The 12,932-nt window shown below is 57.3% G+C and carries 14 protein-coding genes; 13 read left to right on the forward strand and 1 reads right to left on the reverse strand.

Going from position 1 to position 12,932, the window contains the following annotated elements; all coding sequences use genetic code 11:
* Positions 1 to 276: 276 nt before the first annotated feature.
* Positions 277 to 792: a phosphate-starvation-inducible PsiE family protein gene (locus AFERRID_RS07020; RefSeq protein ID WP_225981881.1), complete on the reverse strand. Its 516-nt coding sequence runs from the start codon at positions 790 to 792 to the stop codon at positions 277 to 279.
* Between the two features lie 543 nt (positions 793 to 1,335).
* Between AFERRID_RS07020 and AFERRID_RS07025 the strand changes: the two genes are divergently transcribed.
* The 13 genes from AFERRID_RS07025 to AFERRID_RS07085 all read left to right on the forward strand — a co-directional run bounded on the left by AFERRID_RS07025 (position 1,336) and on the right by AFERRID_RS07085 (position 12,821).
* On the forward strand, positions 1,336 to 1,722 hold the full coding sequence (locus tag AFERRID_RS07025) for a DsrE/DsrF/DrsH-like family protein (protein ID WP_126604683.1): 387 nt from the start codon (positions 1,336 to 1,338) through the stop codon (positions 1,720 to 1,722).
* 13 nt (positions 1,723 to 1,735) lie between these two features.
* Positions 1,736 to 1,966: a sulfurtransferase TusA family protein gene (locus tag AFERRID_RS07030; RefSeq protein WP_113526101.1), complete on the forward strand. Its 231-nt coding sequence runs from the start codon at positions 1,736 to 1,738 to the stop codon at positions 1,964 to 1,966.
* A 42-nt stretch (positions 1,967 to 2,008) separates the two neighbouring features.
* Complete coding sequence (locus tag AFERRID_RS07035; protein ID WP_126604684.1) at positions 2,009 to 3,148, forward strand: NAD(P)/FAD-dependent oxidoreductase; 1,140 nt, start codon at positions 2,009 to 2,011, stop codon at positions 3,146 to 3,148.
* Between the two features lie 12 nt (positions 3,149 to 3,160).
* On the forward strand, positions 3,161 to 3,787 hold the full coding sequence (locus AFERRID_RS07040; protein ID WP_126604685.1) for a hypothetical protein: 627 nt from the start codon (positions 3,161 to 3,163) through the stop codon (positions 3,785 to 3,787).
* Between the two features lie 140 nt (positions 3,788 to 3,927).
* Positions 3,928 to 4,191, forward strand: coding sequence for a hypothetical protein (locus AFERRID_RS07045; protein ID WP_226822282.1), 264 nt, complete (start codon positions 3,928 to 3,930; stop codon positions 4,189 to 4,191).
* Positions 4,192 to 4,485: 294 nt separating this feature from the next.
* A complete protein-coding gene (locus tag AFERRID_RS07050; protein ID WP_126604687.1) occupies positions 4,486 to 4,800 on the forward strand; it encodes a DUF2818 family protein in 315 nt (104 codons plus the stop codon).
* A 351-nt stretch (positions 4,801 to 5,151) separates the two neighbouring features.
* A complete protein-coding gene (locus tag AFERRID_RS07055) occupies positions 5,152 to 6,918 on the forward strand; it encodes a diflavin oxidoreductase (protein ID WP_126604688.1) in 1,767 nt (588 codons plus the stop codon).
* A complete protein-coding gene (gene cysI, locus AFERRID_RS07060) occupies positions 6,908 to 8,599 on the forward strand; it encodes an assimilatory sulfite reductase (NADPH) hemoprotein subunit (RefSeq protein WP_113526438.1) in 1,692 nt (563 codons plus the stop codon). Before AFERRID_RS07055 ends, cysI begins: the two co-directional genes overlap by 11 nt.
* A gap of 7 nt (positions 8,600 to 8,606) precedes the next feature.
* A complete protein-coding gene (locus AFERRID_RS07065) occupies positions 8,607 to 9,344 on the forward strand; it encodes a phosphoadenylyl-sulfate reductase (protein ID WP_126604689.1) in 738 nt (245 codons plus the stop codon).
* The gene (cysD, locus tag AFERRID_RS07070) at positions 9,341 to 10,279 is read left to right on the forward strand and encodes a sulfate adenylyltransferase subunit CysD (protein ID WP_197722486.1); all 939 of its coding nucleotides are present in this window, start codon (positions 9,341 to 9,343) and stop codon (positions 10,277 to 10,279) included. Before AFERRID_RS07065 ends, cysD begins: the two co-directional genes overlap by 4 nt.
* Positions 10,279 to 11,631, forward strand: a complete 1,353-nt coding sequence (locus AFERRID_RS07075) for a sulfate adenylyltransferase subunit 1 (RefSeq protein ID WP_126604690.1) — start codon at positions 10,279 to 10,281, stop codon at positions 11,629 to 11,631. The genes cysD and AFERRID_RS07075 overlap by 1 nt, the downstream gene beginning before the upstream one ends.
* Before the next feature lie 105 nt (positions 11,632 to 11,736).
* The gene (cobA, locus tag AFERRID_RS07080; protein WP_113526434.1) at positions 11,737 to 12,558 is read left to right on the forward strand and encodes a uroporphyrinogen-III C-methyltransferase; all 822 of its coding nucleotides are present in this window, start codon (positions 11,737 to 11,739) and stop codon (positions 12,556 to 12,558) included.
* A gap of 2 nt (positions 12,559 to 12,560) precedes the next feature.
* Positions 12,561 to 12,821: a sirohydrochlorin chelatase gene (locus tag AFERRID_RS07085; RefSeq protein WP_226833162.1), complete on the forward strand. Its 261-nt coding sequence runs from the start codon at positions 12,561 to 12,563 to the stop codon at positions 12,819 to 12,821.
* Positions 12,822 to 12,932 lie beyond the last annotated feature (111 nt).

The raw sequence follows: 12,932 nt of genomic DNA on the forward strand, positions 1-12,932 counted from the left end.
CCCATCAGCAATACTCGAATGAGCGTGGAATATTTTGGCGATGCTAAAGACATAATTCATAGTCCTTTTATAAAAAATGATGTTTATCAATGGGCCGTCAGGCTACCCCCTTCATGGTAACGCAGCTCGCATCCTCCATGCCAGCCCGGGCATTGAAGTGTTTATCATAACGTTATGTGCTGTAGCGCTCGTCACTTGTGTTTATTGGGCATCCAATAAGCGTTCCAAACTTTATCTACCGTCTTTTCTGCGGACCACAACCAGGCGTTACAAAAGCTATGTTTCGTTGCGACGGGGAGGAAATTGGACAGCGGCGACACGTGCGGCCACCAGGACGGCTAACAGTGCTGCGATGGCCAGAAGCTCCGTTGAATCCATGCGATGGGCGTAAAGGCCGATAAATATCTCCCGCAAAACAAAAACGATGCCTACTTCGGCCAGTACCCGCAGCCGAATGCGATGAAACTCTAAATAATCTGTGAAGGTGCGGAAAAGTTCAATTAGGACGAAGGTTGAGAGAACATCAATGACGAGCCCCTGCCCGAGGTCCTCAACGAGACCATGGATATGTGTGAGGCCTTGGACAGCAGCGGCCTCGTGCAGAGTGCTCACTGCAACTGCAAAATCATAAGCCAATCCAACCAATGCGCCCAGCAGGGTGAGCAGCATAACAAAGATCAGCGCTATGACAATGAGGTCCAGAAGCTTGCCGTAAAAACTCAGGGTTCTACCCCGAGCCCCGGTTCCTATCGCTGGTGGCACGATCCGATTCCTTTCCTGCTGTTCTGGCATGGGTTAGTCCGTAGTCGTGGTAGGTTGGTCCAAGCGCTGCCAAAAACCATGTTGTGTCGATACCGTTTCAAGTATGCACCTATTGTTATCAGCCAGCAAGATTGGTGTCATTACCGTGCCTGAAGACCAACTATTGCCATTGCGCTGACATTCAGCCGCGCCACGTTTCTGTAAGAACAGCCCATCGTACGACGTAAATATATTTAATGAACAGGAGAAGCAAAAGGTTATGACAACCTGGATGGCTGGTGTTCCATAGGTGATATTCGTTAGTTAATTATTATGCCTCAGTTTTGGTTTATATATGATATATTGCATTATATTTAGTCGCATAAATTATTATATAGGTTGTCTCGTGGCGGTGTCGTGCGGCCCGGAGATATTGGCAACACACTACAACATGATTATCTTTCTATAAAATAATATTGCGATTATCGATTGGTATAACTATCAAACAATACGCTATAATCATCTTATCTGAGTAATCCACATTGGCAATCTCTTGCCGAGGACCCGCCATATATTTGGCAAAGTGAGGTTTTCATGTCGGGATTATATATCATTTGTTTAAGTGGGGTGAGAGAGCGGTTGCAGTTTGCGGCGATGGCGGCGTCGGTGGCGGCGGTTTCGGGGTCGGAGGTGCATGTTTTTCTATCCATGAATGCCTTTCCCTATTTTGTGAAAGGACACGGCAAGGAGGCTCCGGTGGAAGGCGAGATGGGGCATTCGATGGCCGGGCGCAATGTGCCGCCGTTCTACCAGATTTTTGAGCAGGCCGTGGAACTGGGCGATGCCAAAATCTGGGCCTGCTCCATGGCCATGGACGTGATGGGGATCCAGGCGGAGGCGATGGAAGACATCGTCGCCGGACCTTTGGGTCTGACCAAGTTCCTCAGCGACGCCGAAGGCGCGCAGATCCTGACCTTTTAAAAAGGAGTGGTAGATGAGTGAAAGAGTCGTAGATGCCCGCGGCAGTTTTTGCCCCGGGCCGCTGATGGAACTGATTTCCAGCATGAAGATGATGAGTGTCGGCGACACCCTGGAATTGTTGTCCACCGATGCCGGTTCCGCTGCGGATGTACCGGAGTGGATCCAAAAGGTCGGTCACGAAATGCTGGATACCCGACAGGATGATGCGGGTACCTGGCACATCCGGGTGCGCAAGGCCAAGTAGCACGACGTCCAACCAGTACACAGACCTACAAGGAGTGACATCATGAGAATTCTCGTCGTCGGTGGGGGTATGGGGGGCACCATTTTCGCCAATCATCTGGCCCGCCGTATCCACCATGAAATGAAAACCGGCAAGGCCCGCATTACCATGCTCTCGGCCAGCCACGAACACGTCTATCAGCCCGGTTGGCTTTATGTGGCCATGGGTCGGACGACCCCGGATGAACTGGTCCGCGAACAGCAGAGCCTGCTGGAACCCGGTATCGAGTTTCATGTCGATCCCGTGGAGGAATTTCATCTCGCCGACAATCACGTCAAATGCAAGAGCGGCAAGGTTCATGAGTATGATGTTATCGTCATTTCCACCGGCTCCCGTCCCATGCCAGAAAACATCCCCGGCCTCAAGGAGAACTCCATCAACTGTTACACCGCGGAGAATGCGGTGGAGTTCTTCCGGCAACTCTCGGACTTCAAGGGGGGGCGCATCGTCGTCACCGTCGGTCTGCCGCACAAGTGTCCGATGATTCCGCTGGAAATCACCTTCGCCATGCACGATTTCATTCAGGATCGTGGCCTGCTGGACAAGACCGAGTTCTACTACACGTATCCCATCGGTCGGGTGCATAGCCTGGAGAATGTGGCGAAGTGGGCGGCACCGGAATTCGACCGGATGGGCATCCAGTACGAGACTCTGTTCAATATGAAGGAAGTCGATGGCAAAAATGCCCAGGTCCTCAGTGAGGAGGGGGGTGCCGTCAAGTATGACCTGCTGGTGGCGGTGCCGCCGCACAAGGGTCAGGAAGTCATCGAGCAGAATGGCCTCGGGCAGAATGGCTGGATTCCTACCAACCGCACGTCTTTGCACATGGAGGGGGAATACGGCAAGAATGTCATCGTCCTGGGGGACACCACCAACCTGCCGATCAGCAAGGCCGGCTCCACCACGCATTTCGAGGCTGAGGTCGCCGCCGAGAATGTCGCGGCGGTGATCAAGATCGGGCGATCGGTGCGCAGTTACGATGGCAAGGTCTTCTGCTTCATAGAGGCGGGCAAGGATCGCGCCACGTATGCCATGTTTGATTACCAGCATCCTCCGCAGCCCAAGGCCCCGACCGGTGCGGTCCATGCCTTCAAGATGGCCTACAACCAGCTCTATTGGGCCAGTGCCCGCGGCTTACTCTAAGGGAGGTGATCTATGACGGCTGTTATGGCGGAAACCTCCCACGAGGAGAAGTTGACCGAGGCCCGGGAAGCCCTGGCGCATCTGGTGGAGAACGGGGATCTGGAGCGTATCGTGCATCTGGCGCGGTTGGCCGGTGCCGCGCAGGATTCCATGAGCGATGAATTGGTCGGGCGGATGGCGGGTCTGGCCAGCGATGGTCTCGACTTGCTGGATCGGGTTCATCGCAGTCAGGTCGTCCATGCCCTGCCCGCCATCTCCGCGCTGGTGGAGAATGGGGATCTGGAGCGTATCGTGCATCTGGCGCGGCTGGTCGGTGCCGCGCAGGATTCCATGAGCGATGAAATCGTGACGCGGTTGGCGGGCATGGCCAGCAATGCCATGTGTCTGCTCGACCGGGCCACCCGCACCGGCGTCATGGAGCGGATGGTGACGGTGGCGGAAAAGATGGATCAGGAGCATATCCTGACCGATTTCCTCCGCTGTCTGGCCGGGGCTACGGAAGAAGCGGCCCATGCCCCTCTTCCCAAAGGCGGCCTCACCGGACTCTGGGAACTGATAAAACAACCGGAAACCCAACAAACCATCCAGTTCCTCATGCTCCTCGGCAAACACTTCCGATCCTGCCGACTCAAACACTGAGGCGCGGATGTTTTCCGCGCTGGCAGCGCTGGACGCCATGCCCGATGGTGGCCGGATTTTCCTTCCGGCGTTGGGCAGAGGCGATGGGGGGTCTCGTTTTCAGGGGTTACAAGCTGAGGTGCGATATGTGCAGGCATCACTTGATCATTGCGACATGGATGGTCGCAATGCTGTGGTTATCCGGATGTGCTGTAAGTCAGCGAGAAAAGCCGCTGACGATTGGAACAACGTATACTGCTGCAGTATCCATGGCCATGCTTAAATTCAAGGTGTTGTCCTACAAAGGTGATGGTTGGTATGACGTTCAGCTGATCGGTAGCAACATGGAGCCTTTTACCACCACTGAACCCGCGCTGATAAACTCCCATGCCCTTTCTATTCTGCAACCCAGCAAGCAAGGGTAATTAACCCTCCATAACCCTTGCAGGATGCTTGCGGGGTGCCCTTTCCGGAAGCCCCCCTTGTTGGGGGCGCAGTGCGGCCGTACCCTGAAGACCGACCGGGGTGACGATGGCAGGATATTTTGTTGACCGCATATGGTCGAAGTGGTGTATCTTCAACGATCCTGGCGCGGGGCGATCGGATATGATCATCGTGCCGACTTGGTCATTCGCGTCCCGGATCGGCCATACCGCCATCTGGTATGACTTCGAGGCTGCCGATGCCATTTGTTTCCATGCTATACGGAGAGTGATCTGATGACCGTGCAGGACTGGGTGTTGATGTACATTGCATTGGCTTTTGTGGCCGCCAATCTGCCGTGGTTGAGCAATCGCCTGTTCTTCTTTCGCAAGGTGGCTGGCGATAAGGGATTACGGCAGTATCTGTTCGAATGGCTGGTAATGTATCTTGTTGTCGGGGTTATTGGCATGGGGATAGAGGACGGTCTGAATGGTCATCTCCATGCGCAGGGTTGGGAGTTTTATGTAGTTACTTTATGCATGTTTGCTGTTTTTGCCATTCCGGGGTTTATCTGGCGCTTCAATCTTCTGCCAATATTGCGCAGATCCTGAGTCGTTTCCTGCTGGTGCCTGAAGCACTGTTTTTGCAGAAAATCCCCACGTAGAGAAAATTCCGTTGTTCGAGGTTCGCCCATTGCGTCCGTTTGTGCATTCCGGATAGTGAGGTATGGAGGGCTGTCGGCAGTGCCTGGACTGTTGGGGTCCGGGTGCATTGCCGCATCTGCAGCGCAGGCGCAACGATGCCTTTGCCCGTTCGTCGGATGTCGATCATCCAAACCAATAAGCATAACGATATAATATATCGGTCTTTCAGCTTTTGTACGCCGTCGATTAGGCTTTGTCCCTGATGTTCACCGAGCCGGTGCGATGAATCATGGCGACAAACAATATCATGGTGCTGCAATGGAATTGATCCGACAATCAGACTTTCTGCTGGACCCGCGAAAGCAGGAGGACCTGCGACGTTTTGCGGAGGGCATGACTCGCGAACAATTGCTGTGGTCCAGCGGCTATTTGACGGGTTTTGGGGAAAGTGCGCCTGCCTCAAAAATACAAGGGGGTACCGGAGAAAAGATCACTATATTGTTTGGCACGGAGACCGGTAACGCCAAGCGGTTGGCGGAACTTTTGGCGGCCAGAGCCCAGGCGATGGGTGTGCAAACCAGCATTCAGGACATGTTGACGTATGGTCGTGCGCAATTGCGCCGGGATCGCGTCATCGTGCTTATTGTCAGTACACACGGGGATGGTGAGCCACCTGACAGTGCCCGCGCGCTTTTGGCTTCACTGACCGATGGGCCGGCTCCGGATCTGCATGGCAGCCGCTTTGCCATATTGGCATTGGGCGATGCCAGCTATCCAAAGTTTTGCCAGGCCGGAAAGGCGTTCGATATGGCCCTCGCTTCCGCCGGTGCCGAGCGCCTCCTCCCCCGGGTCGATTGTGACGTCGATTACGAAGAGGATGCCACGTCTTGGATGGAGCAGGTTCTGGGGACCATCACCACCGGCAAGCCCTCTCCGGCAGTACCGCTTCCGGCCCCCATTCTGAAACAGGGATACTCGAGCCATGCCACTTTCCCCGCCGTCCTGCTGAGCAAGGTGAATCTCTCCGGCCGCGGGTCGGACAGGGAAGTCTGGCATCTCGAACTGGACATCGACGAATCTGGCCTTCACTACACACCAGGCGATATCGTTTCTGTTATTCCAAGCAATCCGCCCCAACTCGTAGAAGAGCTGCTCGATCGACTCGAGCTGGACCACAAGGCCTCCGTACGGACCAGACGGGGTGAAGTGCCGTTGGCGGAGGCTCTCGCCGCGCACTATGAAATCACCAGAATCACATGGCCCTTTCTGGAGCGTTACGCGCGCCTGAGTGACGCGAAGGCCTTGCAAAGTGCGATTGCCGGGCGGGATGTCAACAGTCTCGACACCTGGATAGACGGCCGGGAGGTCGTCGACATCGTCGGGCAATACCCCGTCAAGGGACTTAGTGCGCAATCCTTCGCCGACTGCCTACGGCCCTTGCCGCCGCGGCGGTATTCCATCGCCTCCAGCCTCCTCGCCGCCCCGGGCGAAGTCCACCTGACGGTCGCCGCCGTCCGCTACAGCAGCCACGGGCGGGAGCGTCTGGGGGTTGCCTCGACATTTTTGGCGGATCGTGTCGCCATCGGCCGGCCTGTACCTCTATTTATCGAATCCAATGCCGAATTCCGACTACCCGAAGATTCCGGACAGGCGATGATCATGATTGGAGCAGGGACCGGGGTGGCCCCCTTTCGTTCCTTCCTGCAGGAACGGGAGGCATTGGGCGCTGCCGGAAATAACTGGCTTTTCTTTGGGGACCGTCACTTCAGCACCGATTTTCTATACCAGCGGGAGTGGCTGCGCTGGCTCAGGGATGGGCGCCTCACCCGGCTCGACGTCGCTTTCTCCCGTGACCAGGAACGCAAGATATATGTCCAGGACCGTTTGCGGGAGCGTGCCGGTGACGTGTTCGCATGGCTGGAAGAAGGTGCCGCCGTGTATGTCTGCGGGGCCGAAGCGATGGGCAGGGCGGTACATCAATCTCTGGTGGATATCGTTCAGTCGGCCGGGCGCACGCAGGTTCAGGCCGAGGAATATATTCTGGAATTGAAACAGACGGGGAGATATCACCGAGATGTCTATTAATGACAAAGCACTTTCCGATGTGGAACGGATCAAGGCGGAGAGCCAGGGACTGCGCGGTACGTTGCGGGAGAGTCTGCGCAATCCTGTCACCGGTGCACTGGCGGAAGACGACGTTCAGGTCATCAAGTTCCACGGCATTTACCAGCAGGACTATCGCGACCTGCGGGCGGAACGCCACCAGCAGAAACTGGAGCCCTTGTATCAATTCATGGCCCGGCTGCGCCTGCCGGGCGGCGTGTTAAGCGGAGCACAATGGCTGGCGTTGGGCGACATCGCCCGCACCTACGGCAACGCCAGCCTGCGTATCACCAGCAGACAGAGCATACAATTTCACGGACTGCTCAAGCCGCATCTCAGGCCGGTGCTGCAAGCCCTCGACCGGGAACTGCTCGATACGGTCAGCGCCTGCGGCGACGTTAATCGCAACGTCATCGCCAGTTCCGCCCCTCAGATCTCCGCCTTCCATGCAGAGGCATACGGTTGGGCGCAGAAAATTGCCGAGCACCTGCTGCCGCAGAGCCAGGCCTATCATGAAATCTGGTTGGACGGCCAACAGATAACTGCACCGGAGGAGGATCCCCTGTATGGGCCTACCTATCTGCCGCGCAAGTTCAAGATTGCCATCGCTGTGCCGCCGCACAACGACGTCGACGTGTTCACGCAGGATCTTGGGTTCATCGCCATACACGAGGAGGGGCGACTGGCGGGATTCAATGTTTGCGTTGGGGGAGGCCTTGGTCGTAGCCACAACAAACCCGACACCTACTCGAGGCTGGCGGATGTCTGCGGATTTTGCGCCCCCGAGCAGGTGTTGGCTATAGCCGAAGCCGTGCTCATTACCCAGCGTGACCACGGTGACCGAAGCAATCGAAGCCACGCCCGCCTCAAATACACGGTAGACCGTATGGGGTTGGACCGCTTCATGGAAGAGGTGCAGCAACACACCGGATTTCCGTTGGCCCCGCCGCGCCCGTTCCACTTCGAGACTTCGGGAGACCGGTTCGGCTGGCTCGAAAATGATGACGGAACAGCCTGTCTTACCCTCTTCATACCCGGTGGCCGGGTTACCGATGGTGATATTCCGCTCCTCAGCGGGCTGGATGCACTCGCACGCCTGCACCATGGCGAAATCCGGCTGACCTGCAATCAGAATCTGCTGATCGCCGGCATTTCCCCCGCGGAACGCCCGGCTGTCGAAACCTTGCTTGCTGAATTCGGGCTTGACAGATTGCTGAATCTCGCCCCCGTCCGCACCCACGCCATGGCATGCGTGGCACTGCCCACCTGCCCCCTGGCGATGGCCGAGGCCGAGCGCTATTTGCCGGTTTTTCTGAATCGCATCGAGGCGTTGCTTGCCGAGACCGGTCTGGAAGGAGAAGCGTTGACGGTGCGGATGACCGGATGCCCCAACGGGTGCGCCCGGCCTTATCTCGCGGAGATCGGCCTGGTCGGCAAAGCGCCCGGCCTTTACGATCTTTATCTGGGCGGCGATCGGACCGGCATGCGCCTGAATGCACTTTACCGGGAGGCATTGGATGAAGCAGCTCTGCTGGATACCCTGCGCCCCCTGTTGAAGCGCTTTGCCGGCCAGCGCTGGGCCGGCGAGACATTCGGGGACTTTGTCCGGCGACAGGATTTATTGCCGCCAGATCCAGGCCTTCCGCATACAGGGAGACGGTGAGGAATCCATGAGTCTAGGAACCAGGATACAGGATGTGCTCCTCCTTTTCGGGGAATTGCGCAACGCGCCATACGCACCGGCGGCTTTTGCCACCAGCTTTGGGGCGGAAGATATGGTGCTCACGGACCTAATTGCGAAGCATGCGCCATGGATAGAGATATTCACCCTCGATACCGGCCGTTTACCGGAGGAAACCTACCGACTGATGCAGGAAACCAGGGAGCATTACGACCTCCCCATCCAGGTGTATTTCCCGGAACACGGGATAGTGGAGCGCTATGTCCGGGAACACGGGCCCAACGCCTTTTATGAAAGCCAGGAATTGCGCAAGGCCTGTTGCCATATGCGTAAGGTCGAACCCCTGCAGCGGGCATTGCGGGGTAAAAGGGCCTGGGTGACCGGAATGCGCCGGGAGCAGGCGCTTTCGCGGCAAGACCTCGCCGTTCGGGAATGGGATGCGGCCCACGAGCTGGCCAAGTTTAATCCCATGGCCGATTGGCATGGCGAAGAAGTCTGGGACTATATCCGTCGTTTTGAGGTGCCCCACAGTCGTCTTCATGATCAGGGTTACCCCAGCATCGGCTGTGCCCCCTGCACGCGCGCCATCTCCCCCGGCCAGGATATCCGCGCGGGTCGTTGGTGGTGGGAGAATCCGGCCACCAGAGAGTGTGGCCTGCATGTCGTTGGCGGCAAACTGGTCCGCGCCAAGCCAGCAACACCACAAAAAACTTCAGGACAAATATGATGCCTACTACAGCCGAAAAACTTGTTCTCGATGCCGCTAGCAATCACCATCTGGACTGGCTGGAATCAGAAGCGGTTCACATTATGCGCGAGGTTGCGGCCGAATGCGGTAAAGCGGCGCTGCTGTTTTCCGGCGGCAAGGATTCGGTGGTGCTGCTGCGCATCGCCGAGAAGGCCTTCCGCCCCGGAAAGTTCCCGTTTCCGCTGGTACATATCGATACTGGCCACAACTTCGCTGAAGTCATCGAATTCCGCGACCGACGCATTGCTGAACTGGGCGAGCAACTGATCGTGCGCTCAGTCGAGGAGTCGATCCGGCGTGGCACCGTGCGTCTGCGTAATCCCGCAAGCGATTCGCGTAATGCGGCGCAGGCCGTCACGCTATTGGAGACCATTGCTGAATTTCAGTTTGCTGCCTGCATCGGCGGCGCCCGTCGCGATGAAGAGAAGGCTCGCGCCAAGGAGCGGATTTTTTCATTCCGCGATGAGTTCGGGCAGTGGAATCCGAAGGCGCAGCGCCCGGAACTCTGGGATTTATATAATACCCGCATTCATCCTGGCGAAAATATGCGCGTGTTCCCGATCTCCAATTGGACCGAGCTGGACGTTTGGCAATACATCGCCCGCGAAAAACTGGCACTGCCGCCGATTTATTTTGCCCATGAGCGCCAGGTCATTCCGCGCAACGGCTTTCTGGTGCCACTGACCACGCTGACACCGGCCAAAGAAGGCGAGGTGATCGAGACCCAAGTCGTGCGTTTCCGTACGGTCGGCGATATCTCATGCACCTGCCCCGTGGCGTCGGATGCCGCTACCGTCGAGGCCATCATTGCCGAGACCGCCATGACCAAAATCACCGAACGCGGTGCAACCCGGATGGATGACCGGACATCGGAAGCATCGATGGAACAACGCAAGAAGGCAGGATATTTCTGATGAGCGCGACCATTCCCAAACCGTTTTTTCCGGAGCTGACGAGAGAGCGCGGCTTGCTGCGCTTCATTACTGCCGGTTCGGTGGATGATGGCAAGAGCACGCTGATCGGCCGTCTGCTGTTCGACAGCAAGGGTATTTTTGCCGACCAACTGGACGCGATATCGCATGCCAGGCACCGGCGCACCATCGGCGACACGATCGACTTGTCGCTGCTGACGGATGGCCTGGAAGCCGAGCGCGAGCAGGGCATCACCATCGACGTCGCTTACCGCTACTTCGCCACGCCCCGGCGCAAGTTCATCATCGCCGACACCCCTGGTCACGAACAGTACACGCGCAACATGGTGACCGGAGCATCCACCGCTGACGCTGTCGTCATCCTGATCGATGTCTCGAAAGTGAAGATGGGCGACGATGGCAGCGTGGAATTGCTGGTGCAGACCAAGCGCCATTCGACCATCGCCCACCTATTGCAGATCGAACATGTCGTGGTCGCGGTCAATAAGATGGATCTGGTGCATTACGACCAGGCGGTGTATGACCGCATCGTGCAGGCATACCGGGAATTCGCGCAACGGCTGGGCCTGAAGGATATCCGCACGATTCCGTTGTCCGCCCTGGTGGGCGACAATGTGGTCACTGCGGGCGATAGGATGCCCTGGTATCAGGGGCCAACGCTGATCGAGCTGCTCGAATCCCTGAGCGTCTATGACGCATGCCATGACGAACCGCTGCGTTTTCCGGTACAACTGGTGGCGCGCCACAACGGCCACAAAGCCAACGACTTCCGCGGTTACATGGGCCGTATCGAAGCTGGAAAAGTCCGCAGGGGCGATCGGCTAGTGGTGCAACCAGGAGGATCGGCGGCGACCGTGAAAGACATTCTGATACTCGATCAGTCGCTGGAATCGGCCGTCGTCGGCCAATCGGTAACGCTGTTGCTGCAGGAACACCTGGATATTTCGCGTGGCGACATGCTCGCGTCCGCCGATCGTCCGGCCAACCTGCTCAAAACCGTCACCGCCGATGTCTGCTGGTTGTCGGAGGATCCGCTTGATCTGCATCGCAAGTACTGGCTGAAACACACAACCCGGCAAGTCACCGCGCGCGTCGTAGAAATCCATGCGTTGCTCGATATCAACACGCAACAGAAGCGTCCGGCCGATGCCTTGCAGCTGAACGATATCGCCAGCATCACGCTGAATGTGCAGCAGCCGCTTGCCGCTGATGCATATGACGCCATTCGCGCAACCGGAGCGTTTATTTTGATCGACGAAGTGACACATCAAACTGTTGCGGCTGGGATGATCCGTCTCGACGATTCCGGGGTGGGGCATGTATCCGAACGTTAAAAATACGGTTTCCCGGGGTATGGGACCTGGGCTGGCGCGACCTTCCGCGCAAGATGCCGGATCAACCGGCCAACGGCGGCGGCTGATCGCCGGAGGGCCCCAGCTGTGAGCAGAGGAAGCTTTGGTAACAGCGGGAAAGTCTGGATTGTCGGGGCGGGTCCGGGTGACCCCAACCTGCTGACCCTGAAGGCGGCCGCCCTTGTGGGTACGGCCGATATCATCTTTCACGACGCCCTGGTCAATCCACGCATTCTGGACATGGCCCGGCCGGACACCAAATTGGTGGATGTAGGCAAACGGGGCGGCAAGCCTTCTGCTTCTCAAGTGAGCATTCAGACGCGGATGATCCGCGCCGCGCGGCAAGGTATGCGTGTAGTGCGCCTCAAGGGGGGTGACCCGTTTATTTTTGGACGCGGTGGTGAGGAGTGCATGGCACTGTGGACGGCCGACATCGACTACGAAATAGTGCCCGGCATCACCAGCGGCCTTGCGGCGGCAGCCTGTGCCGCCGTACCGCTGACGTACCGCAGCATCAGCCAATCCGTCCTGTTCGTAACGGGGCACGAAGCCGCGGATGCCCCACCGGTGGACTGGCATCATATCGCAAAGGCAGCAGACACCCTGGTCATCCATATGGGAATAGCCCGCATAACAGGGATTCAGAACGCCTTGATCGCCGGTGGACGGCACCCGGATACGCCAGTGCTGGCCATGCAATGGGCAACTTTGCCGCAGCAGCGCCATGTGTACGCCAAATTAAGCGATCTGACCGATGCCATTCACGAAGCAGATCTGGGCAGCCCGGCAATCCTCATTGTGGGTGAGGCGGTACGCCTTTCGCAACAGTTATCACACGGAATGAACCCCGCTTCCGATGACTCCTTTGGCCAAAAACAGTGGTATTTATCCGCGGTTGGCAGTGCATGACCATGGAAGCCCATTTGCTGCTTGCGCATGGGTCCCGTGACCCGGAATGGCGCCTTCCGTTTGAGATCCTGGCGGCCGACTTGAAGGCAATCCATCCGGAGCACCCTATCCGCCTATGTTACTTGGAACTGTGGCACCCCATGCTAACGGACGCCATTCACGAGGAATATGGCCGCGGTATCAGAAATTTCAGAATATCCCCTCTGTTCTGGAGCCGGGGCGCCATCTCCGGGAAGACCTTCCGCGTCTGGTTGATGCGGTGATGATTCCCGGTATGCACATCCGTATGGACGGGCCATTGGGCCTCAATGAAGAGGTGTTGCGGGCGGCGTTGACTGCTCTGACCTGATGTTTTATTACGAGAACCAGGAGCA

The sequence above is a fragment of the Acidithiobacillus ferridurans genome, assembly GCF_003966655.1.
Classification (GTDB): Bacteria; Pseudomonadota; Gammaproteobacteria; order Acidithiobacillales; family Acidithiobacillaceae; genus Acidithiobacillus; species Acidithiobacillus ferridurans.

What these genes read in the sequence shown, in the direction of transcription:
- AFERRID_RS07020 (WP_225981881.1), bottom strand. Translation starts at nt 792, where the DNA reads ATGCCAGAACAGCAGGAAAGGAATCGGATCGTGCCACCAGCGATAGGA.
- AFERRID_RS07025 (WP_126604683.1), top strand. Translation starts at nt 1,336, where the DNA reads ATGTCGGGATTATATATCATTTGTTTAAGTGGGGTGAGAGAGCGGTTG.
- AFERRID_RS07030 (WP_113526101.1), top strand. Translation starts at nt 1,736, where the DNA reads ATGAGTGAAAGAGTCGTAGATGCCCGCGGCAGTTTTTGCCCCGGGCCG.
- AFERRID_RS07035 (WP_126604684.1), top strand. Translation starts at nt 2,009, where the DNA reads ATGAGAATTCTCGTCGTCGGTGGGGGTATGGGGGGCACCATTTTCGCC.
- AFERRID_RS07040 (WP_126604685.1), top strand. Translation starts at nt 3,161, where the DNA reads ATGACGGCTGTTATGGCGGAAACCTCCCACGAGGAGAAGTTGACCGAG.
- AFERRID_RS07050 (WP_126604687.1), top strand. Translation starts at nt 4,486, where the DNA reads ATGACCGTGCAGGACTGGGTGTTGATGTACATTGCATTGGCTTTTGTG.
- AFERRID_RS07055 (WP_126604688.1), top strand. Translation starts at nt 5,152, where the DNA reads ATGGAATTGATCCGACAATCAGACTTTCTGCTGGACCCGCGAAAGCAG.
- cysI (WP_113526438.1), top strand. Translation starts at nt 6,908, where the DNA reads ATGTCTATTAATGACAAAGCACTTTCCGATGTGGAACGGATCAAGGCG.
- AFERRID_RS07065 (WP_126604689.1), top strand. Translation starts at nt 8,607, where the DNA reads ATGAGTCTAGGAACCAGGATACAGGATGTGCTCCTCCTTTTCGGGGAA.
- cysD (WP_197722486.1), top strand. Translation starts at nt 9,341, where the DNA reads ATGATGCCTACTACAGCCGAAAAACTTGTTCTCGATGCCGCTAGCAAT.
- AFERRID_RS07075 (WP_126604690.1), top strand. Translation starts at nt 10,279, where the DNA reads ATGAGCGCGACCATTCCCAAACCGTTTTTTCCGGAGCTGACGAGAGAG.
- AFERRID_RS07085 (WP_226833162.1), top strand. Translation starts at nt 12,561, where the DNA reads ATGGAAGCCCATTTGCTGCTTGCGCATGGGTCCCGTGACCCGGAATGG.